Genomic DNA, 13,922 nt, shown 5'->3' on the forward strand with positions numbered 1-13,922 from the left:
GGAATGTTTCAGAATTTGCCCGAAATGTATCGCAATGTAATCGCGCGCTCGGGCGACATGTTTTCATACACAGTTTTACGTCCGGGAGGGCAGGACTACTTCCGCCACCAGTCCTCCCTCCGGTCGGTTGCGCAGCGCAATCGAACCGCCGATCGTGGCGACAAGTTGCTGAGCGATCGCGAGCCCAAGACCCGTGCCCCCGGTTTCCCGGTTGCGAGATTGCTCCAGCCGGAAGAAGGGTTGCATGGCAGCTTCCAGCTTGTCGTCTGGTATTCCCGGACCGTGGTCGAGAACCGAAATGACAATCCCGCCATCTCTCCATTCGACGCTCAATTCAGCCTCTCCTCCATATTTCAGTGCGTTGTCGATCAGATTGGTCAGGATGCGGCGCAGCGCATGCGGTTTTGTCGATGCTGTTCCCCGAACGATACCCAGAACGGTAACCGGCTTTCCGGTGTCCTGATAATCGTAGGCAATGCTATCGATAAAAGAGGATAGGTCGATACGGGAAGTCTTCTCACCATTGCTATGCGAGCTGCGGGCATAGGCAATGCCATCCTGGACCAGCCTTTCGATCTCAGCAAGGTCATTGGCCAGCTTGTCCTTCTCTGGTGAATCATCCGTCATATCGGCGCGCAGCCGCATCCGCGTGATAGGCGTTTGAAGGTCGTGAGAAATTGCCGCCAGGATTTGCACCCGCTCCTCCAGATAGTGGACAATACGCTCGCGCATAGCATTGAAGGCCCGCGCTGCATGGGCAACCTCGCGTGGGCCGGCTTCGCTAATCGCTGGCCCCGCCTTGTTTGGATCAAGCGTATCGGCGGCAGCGGCGAGGTAGGCCAGTGGCCGGGTCGTTTGTCGGACCGCGTAAAAGGCACACAGAAGGAGTAGGAGCATTTGCAAGGCGAAGACGTAGGGCAGCCATTTTGCTAAGGGCATGATCGGGCGGGGGGTCACGTCTATGGTGAGCGGGTCTCCGTCGCTGAGTGTCAGATGGATCTGAAGCCGCCTCACATCACCAGGGATAGATTCAACCCGTAACGGAACCCGATGCCCGGCCGCTTCCTCGACACGTGCAGCGATTTCAGCTCCTGTGGGCGAATTATCGGGGACGCCTTTCAATCCTTCGCCCAACACAAATCTGTAATTGCCCCGGCTCAGCCAGTCGGTAAAATTTGCCCTTTCGTTTGCCGGAAGGCGATCGAGGACGGCGATGGAAGTGGCGACATCGCTCTCGAGCGTGCCGAGCATCACTGCCTTCGCAGACATATAGCGTTCCGCATAAAGGAGGCTGAACGAAAGGCCGTAGGCGACCGCGAGCCCGAGGAGAAGAATGACGAAGATACGGGCGCGCAGCGTGCTTGGGCCACGGCACTATGCGGGCAATGCTGCCGAACGTCATGGCCGTGGCTCCGATATCTCTATCGGGACTGAAAACACGTAGCCTTCACTGCGTACTGTTTTGATATAGGTGGCGTCACGTGCATGGTCGCCCAGCCGCTGGCGCAGCCGGCTGACCAGAAGATCAATTGATCGGTCGAACAGTTCCGCATCGCGCCCCTGAGTAAGGTTCAGCAGCTGATCGCGGTTGAGCACGCGCTGGGGATGATCGATGAAGACACGTAACAGACGATATTCCGCGCCGCTGAGCGCAATTTCCGTGCCTTGCTCGTCGATAAGATGACGGCCGACGGTGTCCAGCCGCCAGCTTCCGAACCTCAGCACTTGTCCCGCCTCGCTGATCTGTAGGTTTGGCGGCAGCATGCGGGTGCGCCGCAGCACAGCCTTGATGCGTGCGAGAAGTTCACGCGCCGCGAAAGGCTTCACGATATAGTCGTCTGCACCCATTTCGAGACCGATGATCCGATCCATTTCGTCGCTGCGCGCTGTCAGCAGGAGAACCGGGACGCTTCTGTGTTTGCCGGAGCGCAGTTCGCGGCACAACACCAGTCCGTCATCGCCCGGCATCATTACGTCGAGAACAATCAGGTCGACAGCATTCGCCTCAAGGAATGTACGCATTTGGCGGCCATCGGCGGCAACCGACGTCCGCAGCCCGTTCTTCTTCAGATAAGACGACACCAGTTCTCGAATTTCACGATCATCGTCAACGATCAGAATGTGATCGACATGCTCCATGGACATCCCTCGAATCCTCGCGTGTTATCGCGGCGCGGTTTACTCTGTTTAAGCTTGGAACCGGCTGCCGAAAAGCGGTCATGCGTTTTCCGGCAACCAAAATGCTTCAGAATTTGGCAACGTCCAAAATCGCCTGAGCAAATGCTTGTGGCGCCTCCTGGGGCAGGTTGTGACCTATTCCGCCGCCAATGGTGCGATGTTCATATTTTCCAGTGAACTTCCTGGCATAAGCTGCCGGATCAGGATGCGGCGCGCCGTTGGCATCCCCCTCCATCGTGATCGTCGGCACGGAGATGAGAGGCGCGTTGGCGAGCTTTTGTTCGTAAGGGTCAAATTTCTTCTCGCCATCGGCAAGGCCCAACCGCCAGCGATAATTATGGATGGTGATCGCCACATGATCCGGATTGTCGAAGGCGGCTGCCGATCGCTCGAATGTCGCATCATCAAATTTCCAGGTTGGAGAGGCGGTTTGCCAGATCAAACGGGCGAACTCGCGCGTATTCGCCTGATAACCAAGACGGCCACGCTCGGTCGCGAAGTAAAACTGGTACCACCAGGAAAGTTCTGCCTTCGGCGGCAGCGGTTTCATGTTTGCTTCCTGGCTGCCGATCAGATAGCCGCTCACCGACACCATTGCCTGGCACCGTTCCGGCCAGAGCGCGGCCATGATGTTGACGGTGCGCGCGCCCCAGTCGTAGCCAGCGACAATCGCCTTGTCGATCTCGAGTGCATCCATCAGTGCTATCATGTCTACGGCGAGTGATGATTGCTGGCCGTTGCGTGGGGTTTCGCTCGACAGGAAATGCGTGGTTCCGTAGCCGCGAAGGTAAGGCACGATTACGCGATAACCGGCAGACGCCAATAAGGGCGCGACATCCACATAACTGTAAATGTCGTAAGGCCAGCCGTGGACTAGCAGAACAGCCGGACCGTCCTTAGGCCCCGCTTCCGCGTAGCCGATATTCAGGACGCCCGCCTTGACCTGCTTCAGCGTTTTGAAGGACATATGCCTGCCGGCCCCAGCGACCGGTTGCGGCGAGGCCCCGGCCGGTCGCGCGCTGGCCAGCGAGGTGATGCCGAATTCGACAGCAGCGACTGTCATGGCGGCGATGCCGAAGAAACGGCGGCGCTGATGATTGATTTCGTTGGACATGGCGTGGTTCCGATCCTTGTTGATTGCGATCGAAAATTGCCGCCCGCTTGTATCCCCGTTGTGTCCTGGCGACGGGCTATTGAATGCAAATGTAGCATCCTGTGGTCTGGATACATTTTGATACAATTCGATTTCCCGTCCGCAGGGCCCCTGCATGCAGTCTCGTGCCGGGCGTTTTCTACACTTCGATACACTTTGCCATGTTCCCGGAAATACAGGGGATACGTCGCCTTGATCAGTTTGGCGCCGTTACTGGCCGTGCCTCATCGACGTCCAGATCCCCAAATTTCGGTTTTCGAGGTGACGATTATGACGCTTCTTGTTATTGCCTATCTCGGAGGAGCGCTGACTATCCTCAGCCCCTGCATCCTCCCCATCCTTCCCTTCGTCTTTGCCCGAGCCGGGCACCCCTTCATTCGCAGCACCTTGCCGATGCTGGGAGGCATGGCCGTCACGTTTGCGCTTGTGGCGACACTTGCCGCAGTAGGGGGCAGCTGGGCGATCCACGCCAATGATTATGGTCGCGCCGCCGCACTGCTGCTCCTTGCCGTCTTTGGCATAAGCCTGCTTTCGCCGCGTGTTGCGAGCGCGATCACCCGGCCGATCGTCGATTTTGGCAACCGGATTCTGAATGCTTCCGGCAAGTCCGGTTCCGCACCGACCCTTGCAAGCTCGCTGATACTCGGGATTGCGACCGGCCTGCTTTGGGCGCCATGCGCTGGCCCGATACTCGGCCTTGTGCTGACGGGTGCTGCGTTACAGGGCGCCAACCTTCAGACCACTTTCCTGCTTGCTGCCTATGCAGCAGGAGCGGCGACCTCGCTTGCTGTTGCCTTGCTCGTTGGCGGAAAGGTCTTTGCGGGAATGAAGCGTTCGCTCGGCGTCAGTGAGAAGATCCGCCAGATGCTCGGCCTTGCGGTGCTGGCCGGCGTCACCGTCATCGCGCTGGGGCTCGATACCGGCCTTCTGGCGCGGGTCTCCTATGCTAAAACCAGCGCCTTCGAACAGGTCGTGCTCGACCGCCTGATTTCGAAATCAAACGCCGGTAGGACATCGGGTTTCACCAGCAATGGTATGGCGACAACTGCCGCAGATACCGCAGGACCGTTCCGCAGCGACCTGCCGGTCGAAGGTCGTGCTCCCTCTCTGGATGGTGCTGTCGAGTGGCTAAATTCACCCCCGCTCACGAATGAACAACTGCGCGGCAAGGTCGTACTGGTGGATTTCTGGACCTATTCCTGCATCAATTGCATCCGCACTCTGCCCTACGTTCGCGCCTGGGCGGAAAAATACAAGGATCAGGGACTGGTCGTAATCGGTGTGCACGCTCCGGAATTTGCGTTCGAAAAGAAGATCGATAATGTCAAAAAGGCTGTCGCTGACTTCAAGATCGGCTATCCGGTTGCAATCGACAACAATTACAGGATCTGGCGTGCCTTCGAAAACAGCTATTGGCCCGCTCACTATCTGATTGATGCCAAAGGCCAGATTCGCCATCATCATTTCGGAGAAGGCAATTATAGCGGAACCGAGCAGGCGATTCAGGAGCTGTTGCGCGAAGCTGGCAGCGACAGGGCGGCGACAACTGCAGTAAAACCGACCGTCAAAGGCGCGGAAGCCAGCCCCGACCTGAAGAACATCCGCTCTGGCGAAACCTATCTTGGTTACGAGCGCGCCACCAATTTTGCGTCGCGGGAAAACCTGCGTGCCGATACTGGAGTCGCCTATTCGATCTCCAGACCGGGCCTCAACGAATGGGGCCTGTCCGGGAGCTGGACCGTCGGTGCGGAGCAAGCGAAGCTGGACCAGAAGGGCGGCAGCATCGTCTACCGTTTCAGCGCCCGTGACCTGCATCTGGTCCTCGGTCCGGATGCTTCCGAAAAAGCAGTTCGTTTTCAGGTGACAATCGACGGCCAGGCGCCTGGAGTCGATCACGGCGCCGATACGAACGCAGACGGCAACGGTGTTGTGACGTCGACCAGGCTTTATCAGCTCGTCCGGCAACCCGGTCAGGTGGAGCCCCGCGAGTTCGAAATCCGTTTCCTCGATGCCGGTGTTGAAGCCTATGCCTTTACCTTTGGCTGAAGCGAGCGGTGTGGTCAAACACCGGAAGAAGAATGTCATCGTAGACGCTGGAGGACACTGTGCAGGAAGAACCTGCACCGGGCAGACGGCAACGGCGTGCGCGCCGCGCAGGCGCCATTGTACAATACTCTACAAAACTGCCCGTATGCGGACATATTCAGGATACCTTGGACGACAATAAACCCAGCATCGCTCCTGCCAAAACGGCAAATGCAGGAATTCACGGAGGAGAACCAGCTTGACAAACAATTCAACAGCAAACGCGCGAACAGCTCAACGCACCGTCTTTGTCAACGAACTGACAAATGGCTTGCTCGATCCTGCAGCGCCCATGCTCGGCCCGGTCGCGGACGGAGGCGTGATCATCGCCAACACATCGCCGGGTTGCTGGGGGCCAATGATCACGCCTGAAATCCGCGGTGGTCATGAAGTCACCAGACCTGTCGCCGTGGAGGGGGCTGAGGTCGGAGACGCGATAGCAATCAGAATCCGGTCCCTCGTCGTCACATCCGCCGCCACGGCATCCGGGAACGACAAGGTCATGGAGGGTCGTTTCAACGGCGATCCCTTCTGTGCTGCCGTGTGCCCTGGCTGTGGAACACAATGGCCAGCGACACGTATCGAAGGCATTGGTCAAACCGCTGTCCGCTGCGAGACATGTGGAGCCGACGCTGCGCCATTCACTTCCACCCATGGCTACACGATTGCGTTCGACGATGAGCGCAGCGTGGGTCTCACCCTTGGTCGCGCTGAAGCAGAGAAAATGGCTGCTGACGCTGCCCGGCTCATGGCCCTGCCGGATGCCTCGATCCAGAATCCCATCCTGACCTTCGCGCCAGCCGATCTCGTTGCCGTCGCGACGCGACTGCGGCCTTTTCTTGGCCAACTCGGAACGACGCCCGGCAAGGCTATGCCCGACTCGCACAATGCAGGCGATTTCGGGTCGTTTCTGCTCAACGCTCCCCACGCTTATTCATTGACCGAGGAAGAGCTGATCGCAAACAAGACCGACGGCCATCTCGACGTCAACACGGTTCGCGAAGGCGCCGTCCTCATCTGCCCAGTCAAAGTTCCCGGCGGCGGCATCTATCTGGGAGATATGCACGCATTCCAGGGTGACGGGGAAATCGCCGGTCATACCGCAGACGTGGCAGGCACGGCCACTCTGGAAGTTCACGTTATCAAGGGACTGAGGCTTGACGGCCCGATTCTTTTCCCGGTCGCCGAGGATCTGCCCTATCTTGCACGTCCGCTCACTTCGAGTGAAAAACATGCGGTCAAGGCTCTGGCCGCCAGACACGGGGTCACGACGGTGGAAGAGGATGCGCCGGTCACCTTTATCGGAACCGGAGCCAACCTCAATCTCGCGACGGAGAACGGTTTGCAGCGTGCTGCCGAGGTCCTCGAGATGAGCGTGCCGGAAGTCATGAATCGCGCGACAGTGGCCGGAGCAATCGAGATCGGCCGCAATCCGGGGGTCGTTCGTGTGACCTTACGGGCTCCCCTCCATCTACTCGAAGCAAAAGGTCTGTGCGCCTTCCCGCGCAGCCTTTACGGCCTCTAGCCTACTTCCACTTACTCGCCGCGCCTTTCGCGCTGACATCCAATTCCCCCGATCCACCCTGTGCATCGGGCGGATTCCTGCGCGCCCTGGCCCGCCGGAAAGCTGGTACAAACAAGGAGATTTATCCGTGACAACATTGAAACGACCCGCCGCTTGGAAGTTGGCCGCCTCGGCAGCATTTCTGATCGCAGCCGGGCTTCCGATCGGCGCGCAGGCCGATATTGCGAAGCCCGTGAGGGTAGCTGAAACCCAGCTTCCGGCAGACACCTCCATCAGGCCATTTCATTTTCGCGCGTCCGATGAGGCTCTGGCCGATCTGCGTCGCCGCATCTCCGCCACCAAATGGCCGAGTCAGGAGCTTGTTGGCGACGACACGCAGGGCGGGCAGCTGGAAACGATGCGCAAGCTCGCGCAATATTGGTCGACCGATTACGACTGGCGGCGCGTCGAGGCGAGGCTCGAAAGCCTTCCCCAGTTCGTGACCAATATCGACGGCGTGGATATTCACTTCATCCATGTACGCTCCCGGCACAGGAATGCTCTGCCGATCATCGTCACGCATGGCTGGCCGGGTTCCATAGTCGAGCAGCTCAAGATCATCGATCCACTGACGAACCCCACCGCGCACGGCGGCACCGATGCAGACGCCTTCGACATCGTCATCCCGTCACTGCCGGGCTACGGCTTCTCCGGCAAGCCTACCGAACTGGGATGGGAACCGGCACGCATCGCCCGCGCCTGGACGGAACTGATGAAACGGCTCGGCTACACCAGTTATGTCGCTCAGGGCGGCGATTGGGGGGACGCTGTAACCGAACAAATGGCCGTGCAGGCACCGAAGGGCCTGCTGGGGATACACACCAATATGCCCGGTGCCGTTCCGGACGATATCCAGAAGTCGCTGGATGCGAACCGGCCGGCACCCGCCGGACTATCCGCGGAGGAAAAGCGCGCCTATGGGCAGCTGGATTTCTTCTACAAACACGGCCTTGCCTACGCGCAGGAAATGACGGCCCGTCCCCAGACGCTCTATGGCGTGGAGGATTCCCCAATTGGCCTCGCCTCGTGGATGCTCGATCACGACGCAAAAAGCTACCAGCTGATCGCACGCGTATTTGACGGACAGGAAGAAGGCCTGACGCGCGATGATGTGCTCGACAACATTACGCTCTACTGGCTGACCAACACCGCTGTGTCTTCGGCACGGCTCTATTGGGAAAACAAGTTCGCTTTCTTTGCACCGAAGGGGATCAAGATCCCGGTCGCCGTCAGCGCCTTCCCGGACGAGCTTTATCAGGCACCGGAAAGCTGGGCAAAACAGGCCTTTCCAAGTCTGATCTATTACAATCGCCCGGCAAAGGGTGGCCATTTCGCGGCCTGGGAACAGCCGCAACTCTTTTCCGAGGAGCTCCGGGCAGCGTTCAAAGGTCTCCGGTGAGCGAGCCGTTATAGAAATCGCACGCGTAGTATCCGTCAGGGGCACTCCTCCGGGGATGACCCCGATGGAAAATGTGACGACGGAGACTTTGAACGAAAAGAAAGGGCGCGGAGAATGTTCCGCGCCTTTTCTTGCCGATACGTAGAACGTTCCCGGAAGCCGATCGATCCACTTGCGGTTTCACGCTGTTGACGACCCCCCAATCACGCTCTGGCAAATATATGAAGATCACCTTGCAGCGGCCGCTTCTTCGATCAGGTCCACCACCATGTCGGGATGGGAAACCATCACGACATGCGATCCGCCATTGATAACGACCGTCTTGCGGGATGCGGCTCTCTCGGCCATCCAGCCCATTGCTTGCGGGGGAATGTTCTTGTCCGCATCCCCATAGATGAACCAGGATGGCCTGGATTTCCAGGCGGCTTCCGTGGCCTGTTCCGTCAAGCCTGCCTCGCTGAGCGGTCGTTGCGCAGCTGCCATGAGCAGGGCCTCTTCTTCCGGAACATCGGCAGCGAACTGCTGATGGAATTTATCCTGTTGAATGTAGAGATCCTTGCCGCCATTTTCGATCTCGACCGGCACCGCCAGGGCTGCTCCAAGCGTGCTGCCGGGGAACTTAACCGAGAGACCTGTCAGATTTTCACCCTTTTCAGGGGCAAAAGCGGCGACAAATACAAGCGACTTCACATTGTCGGATTGCGCAGCAGCCTGACTGATAACTGCGCCGCCATAGGAATGGCCAACCAGAACAACAGACGTCTTGAGACTGGCAAGGGTGCGCTTGACATAGTCCGCATCTGTCAAGAGGCTGCGCAGCGGATTGGCGATGGCGATAACCGGGTAGCCGTCCTTTTCAAGGCGGGCGACAACTCCGTTCCAGCTTGACGAGTCCGCAAACGCACCATGCACCAGCACGACAGTAGGTTTGTCCTCCTGGGCGATAGCATTTCCCGAAACGAGTGTGGCGGCTGCAATTGAAGCTGCGATGATCAGCTTACGCATTGTTGTTTCCTTAATGGCCTATGTGTTGTTTGGAGCTGAAGCTTGTAGAAATGGCGTTCGCCACCGGATGCGGCTGAAAGTCATGTCCAGCCGCATTCGGTGAAAGGTTGTCTGGCGCGCTTATTCGTAGCTGGACGGAGAGGCATCACCAAAACGATGCGCGGAGCCGTCATGATAAACGGCGGCATCCTTGCCGATGGAGGCAGGCGCACGGAAGTCCAGCTTTACCGAGACCGGGCTGTTGCCGGGAGCGCGTGCCGCCTTATCCTGAAAGGCAAGCGCCTCTGGCTGGCCAACATAAGGGTTCTCAGCAAATGATGCGCTGCTGCTCAGGGCGATGATGGCGGTGGCGGCTGCAAAAACGATCTTGTTCATGGCGATATCCTTCTTTGTTCTACCTAGCGAAATCTGCTGCCCTGCGTCATTGCGGGGCTCTGCGTCGCTTGATGACGAGAAGATGCATCGACCGATTATCCGGGATGTGTCCGCCAGCCCCCCATTTTGTATCGTTGTGTAAAAAGGGGCGCTCACCGTTTCGTGCTGTGGTGGCGAGCACCTTATGGTGGCTTCGAGGACCCGAGGTAGTTGGCGGGATTCGCTCAGGCTTAGCCCTGCGCGCGACCTATCAAGGAACTTAAATTACCACGTCGCGTTACTCAAAGGACGGAGATGCCAGTTTCCTGCCTTGCGCACCGTTGCGCGAACACTAGTTGGCGGGAATTTCACGGCGAGCCAGGCTTCAAATGTCTATCCGACACTATGAGGAAACGAACTATGGGAAAGGAAAAGCCCCGCGAAGACCTGTTCCGCGATGCGCACAAGGACATCTCCTACGAGCGCAGGCCAGCGCAGGCAGTCGGGAACGACGAGATCGCTCGCTCCGGCACCTTGAAGCGATGGGCGAAAGAACGCGGCTTGAACCATGCACAAAATCTGCTTGATCAGACGCTTCAGGAAAAACCCAGGACCGACTGCAATCTGATGAAGCTTGCGGGCGGTTCAGTCAACCAGCGTCCCACGGCAGCGTAATTATGGAAGGGTGCTGTTCGGCACCTTTTTCATGTGAACAGAGATCACGTAAAAGGAGGAGCCAGCCATGTCAGCCAGCGACAAAGCCGCATCTAAACGGAAGCCACGCCAGATTCATGACCAGACGCTTGAGGCTGGTCAGGGTGGTGAGCTTCATCAGGTTGCCGACGACAAGACACCGGTCATGACCACGGCCCAGGGCGGACCGATTTCAGATGACCTCAATACGCTCAAGATCGGTGCACGCGGTCCGACGCTTATCGAGGATTTCCATTTTCGGGAAAAGATATTTCACTTCGACCACGAACGTATTCCCGAGCGCGTCGTCCATGCCCGAGGCTATGGCGCGCATGGCTATTTCGAGACGACAGCATCACTTAGCGAATATACGCGCGCAGACATTTTCCAACGGGTTGGCGAGAAGACGCCGGTCTTTGTCCGTTTCTCCACGGTCGCCGGATCGAAGGGTTCGTTCGACCTCGCCCGGGACGTCCGGGGCTTCGCCGTCAAGATTTACACCAAGGAAGGCAACTGGGATATTGTCGGCAATAACATTCCAGTCTTCTTCATTCAGGACGCCATCCGATTCCCTGATATGGTACACGCCGTCAAGGAGGAGCCGGATCGGGCATTCCCGCAGGCCCAGTCGGCACATGACAATTTTTGGGACTTCATCAGCCTGACACCAGAATCCATGCACATGATCATGTGGATCATGTCGGACCGCGCCATACCGCGCTCGTTCCGTTTCATGGAAGGATTTGGCGTCCATACTTTCCGCTTCGTGAATGACAGGGATCAGTCGACCTTTGTCAAATTCATCTGGAAGCCGAAACTTGGCCTCCAATCCATCGTATGGAACGAAGCGGTCAAGATCAATGGCGCCGACCCCGATTTCCATCGGCGCGATCTCTGGAATGCCATCCAGGCGGGTGACTTTCCGGAATGGGAACTGTGCGTGCAACTCTTTGATCAGGATTTTGCCGACAGCTTCGACTTCGATGTGCTGGACCCGACCAAGCTGATCCCGGAAGAAATCATAAAGCCCATGCCGGTTGGGCGGCTGGTCCTCAACCGCATGCCGGACAATTTCTTCGCCGAGACTGAACAGGTCGCGTTCATGACGCAGAACGTTCCCCCCGGCATCGACTTCTCGAATGATCCGCTGCTTCAGGGGCGCAATTTCTCCTATCTCGACACGCAATTGAAACGGCTGGGTAGTCCCAATTTCACCCACATCCCCATCAATGCACCCAAGTGTCCATTTCACCATTTTCAGCAGGACGGACATATGGCGATGCGCAACCCTGTGGGGCGGGCAAACTATCAGCCAAATTCGTGGGGGGAGGGACCGAGGCCCGATCAAAAGCTCGGATTCCGATCATTTGCGGCGCAGGAAGATGGGCAGAAGGTTCGCCTTCGGGCGGAAAGCTTTGCCGATCATTACAGCCAGGCGCGCCAGTTCTACCTGAGCCAGACCGAGACGGAGCAGAAGCATATAGCGATGGCGCTGACCTTCGAACTGTCGAAGGTGGAAACGCCCAGGATCCGCGAGCGTATTGTGTCCCACCTGCTCAACATCGATGCCACCCTTGCGGAAACGGTCGCCGGCAAGCTTGGCATCCGCACGATGCCGCAGGCGGCAGATGTGATGGTGCCGGTGCGCGACGATCTTGCTCCGTCTCCGGCGCTGAGCATCATTGCAAACGGGCCCGGCAGCTTCAAGGGCCGGAAGATTGGTGTACTTGCCGCCAACGGCTCGAATGCCCAGGTGCTGGACGCAATCCGGCAGGCCACTGAACAGGAGGGCGCAACGTTGGAACTGGTCGCGCCTACGGTCGGAGGTTTCGAGGCGTCCAGCGGCGACTGGATGGAGGCCGATCATATGATCGATGGCGGTCCATCCGTCTTGTTCGACGCTGTCGCACTTGTACTGTCCGAGGAGGCAGCGGATCGATTGACCAGAGAAGCCGCGGCGCGGGATTTCGTTGCCGACGCCTTTGCCCATTGCAAGTTTATCGGGTTTACCGCAGGCGCGATGCCGCTACTGGCAAAGGCGGGCATTGAACCCGATATGGATGAGGGACTAATCTCGCTGGACAATGAAAAGGGAGCGTCGGAATTTGTTACATCCTGCCGCAAGCTCCGGTTGTGGGCGCGGGAAAATGCCGTCAAGCTTTGACATGCGGCACAAGACCGATGTGAAGAGGCCTTTCGAAGACAGATCACAAAGCGGTCCGGCCACAAGCCGGACCGTTTATCATGTCAGAACGTGAACCAAGTGCGCTGGTCCGGTCGGGACCTACGCGTTCTTCTTGCTGCTCCAACCTGTCGAGCGGGTGTCCTGGGCGATGGCTCTTTCTGGATGGGGATTGACCGCCCTACGCACGGGCCACTTCAATCAGCCGACTGCGACCTGAAAAGGGGCAGGGAAACGACCCTGCCCCAAAGCGGATATTATGCCTTTGCCGCTTCCACGAAGCGTGGATTGAAGGTCTGCGCAAACGAAATATCTGCATTCGCCAACTCTGGGTCGAGAGCCTTGAGCATTTCAAACAGGCTCTTGAAGCCGTCTTCCGCGATCAGACCCTTTTCAGAATACATGGCGCGGGACTTTTCGAAGCCGGTCTTGTACAGTTCCCGGTCACCCAGCAGATATTCCTCCGGCACGGCATCCGCCACTTCATCGGCAGAAGCCTTATGGATCCAGTTCAGCGATTTGACGAATGCATTGACGACACGCTGCGTTGTAACCGGATTGGCATCGATGAAGCTCTGTTGCGCATATACGGTCGCTGCGGGATTGGTGCCGCCGAAAAGCTGACGCGTGCCCTCTTCGGTGCGCGTGTCGAGAAGCAGTGTGATGTCGCCATCCACTTCTAGTCGCGTGATGACCGGATCGAGATGGACGAGAGCGGCAATTTCACCCTTCTTGATGGCTGCGACCGCACTTGCGCCACCGCCCACACCGATGATCGAAGCGGCGTCTTCGGCGAGACCGTTCTTGATGAGCGCATATTGCAGCAACAGCGACGTCGATGAACCTGGCGCCGTGACGCCGACATTTTGGCCCTTGAGATCGGCAATCGTCTTGATCTCACCGGCAAGGTCCTTGCGCACGCCGATGCAGATTCCCGGAAAACGGCCAAGCTCGCAGACGGCCTTGATGTCCTGTCCCTTGTTCTGCATGCGAATGGTGTGCTCATATGCGCCAGTGACCACATCGACCGAACCGCCGATCAGCGCCTGCAGGGACTTTGCGCCACCGCCGAAATCATTGATGGTGGCCTTGATGCCTTCTTCCTCGAAGAATCCCTTGCGCTCGGCAATGGTGAGGGGGAGGTAATAGAAGAGCGGCTTGCCGCCGACGCCGAACATCAGTTCCGGTTTTTCAGGTGCCGCGGATGCATCCTGCGCATAGGCGGGCAGGCGCGAGGCGATGCTCGCAAGCCCGAAGGCAGCGGCGCCCAGCAAGATATCTCTACGTGTTGTTCTCATGGTTTCCTCCT

General features: G+C 58.1%; 11 protein-coding genes. 5 read left to right on the forward strand and 6 right to left on the reverse strand.

From position 1 onward, the window contains the following. Window positions 1–75: 75 nt before the first annotated feature. The 3 genes from OINT_RS19755 to OINT_RS19765 all read right to left on the reverse strand — a co-directional run bounded on the left by OINT_RS19755 (window position 76) and on the right by OINT_RS19765 (window position 3,292). Window positions 76–1,269: an ATP-binding protein gene (locus OINT_RS19755; RefSeq protein ID WP_006469677.1), complete on the reverse strand. Its 1,194-nt coding sequence runs from the start codon at window positions 1,267–1,269 to the stop codon at window positions 76–78. 129 nt (window positions 1,270–1,398) lie between these two features. Next, window positions 1,399–2,139 carry a response regulator gene (locus OINT_RS19760; RefSeq protein WP_006470727.1) on the reverse strand — a complete coding sequence of 247 codons (741 nt, stop codon included), beginning with the start codon at window positions 2,137–2,139 and terminating at the stop codon, window positions 1,399–1,401. 106 nt (window positions 2,140–2,245) lie between these two features. Further along, window positions 2,246–3,292, reverse strand: coding sequence for an alpha/beta fold hydrolase (locus OINT_RS19765; protein ID WP_006470726.1), 1,047 nt, complete (start codon window positions 3,290–3,292; stop codon window positions 2,246–2,248). Window positions 3,293–3,601: 309 nt separating this feature from the next. On the opposite strand from OINT_RS19765, the gene OINT_RS19770 reads away from it, so the two are divergent. From OINT_RS19770 to OINT_RS19780, 3 genes are all read left to right on the forward strand, one after another. Continuing rightward, on the forward strand, window positions 3,602–5,377 hold the full coding sequence (locus OINT_RS19770; protein ID WP_006470725.1) for a cytochrome c biogenesis protein DipZ: 1,776 nt from the start codon (window positions 3,602–3,604) through the stop codon (window positions 5,375–5,377). Window positions 5,378–5,615: 238 nt separating this feature from the next. Continuing rightward, a complete protein-coding gene (locus OINT_RS19775; protein WP_006469681.1) occupies window positions 5,616–6,941 on the forward strand; it encodes an acetamidase/formamidase family protein in 1,326 nt (441 codons plus the stop codon). Between the two features lie 220 nt (window positions 6,942–7,161). After that, window positions 7,162–8,379, forward strand: coding sequence for an epoxide hydrolase family protein (locus OINT_RS19780; RefSeq protein ID WP_235691715.1), 1,218 nt, complete (start codon window positions 7,162–7,164; stop codon window positions 8,377–8,379). A 228-nt stretch (window positions 8,380–8,607) separates the two neighbouring features. On the opposite strand, the gene OINT_RS19785 is transcribed toward OINT_RS19780, so the two are convergent. Beyond that, on the reverse strand, window positions 8,608–9,384 hold the full coding sequence (locus OINT_RS19785) for an alpha/beta fold hydrolase (protein WP_006469683.1): 777 nt from the start codon (window positions 9,382–9,384) through the stop codon (window positions 8,608–8,610). Between the two features lie 120 nt (window positions 9,385–9,504). Further along, entirely contained in the window at window positions 9,505–9,759 is a 255-nt protein-coding gene (locus tag OINT_RS19790) for a hypothetical protein (RefSeq protein WP_006470722.1), read from the reverse strand. Window positions 9,760–10,158: 399 nt separating this feature from the next. Between OINT_RS19790 and OINT_RS22565 the strand changes: the two genes are divergently transcribed. Further along, a complete protein-coding gene (locus OINT_RS22565) occupies window positions 10,159–10,413 on the forward strand; it encodes a DUF892 family protein (RefSeq protein WP_006470721.1) in 255 nt (84 codons plus the stop codon). A 67-nt stretch (window positions 10,414–10,480) separates the two neighbouring features. After that, entirely contained in the window at window positions 10,481–12,595 is a 2,115-nt protein-coding gene (gene katE / locus OINT_RS19800; protein ID WP_006469686.1) for a catalase, read from the forward strand. 275 nt (window positions 12,596–12,870) lie between these two features. Here the strand turns inward: katE and OINT_RS19805 are convergent, their stop codons facing one another. Continuing rightward, complete coding sequence (locus tag OINT_RS19805) at window positions 12,871–13,911, reverse strand: ABC transporter substrate-binding protein (protein ID WP_006469687.1); 1,041 nt, start codon at window positions 13,909–13,911, stop codon at window positions 12,871–12,873. Window positions 13,912–13,922 lie beyond the last annotated feature (11 nt).

It is taken from the genome of Brucella intermedia LMG 3301 (genome assembly GCF_000182645.1).
GTDB classification, from domain to species: Bacteria; Pseudomonadota; Alphaproteobacteria; order Rhizobiales; family Rhizobiaceae; genus Brucella; species Brucella intermedia.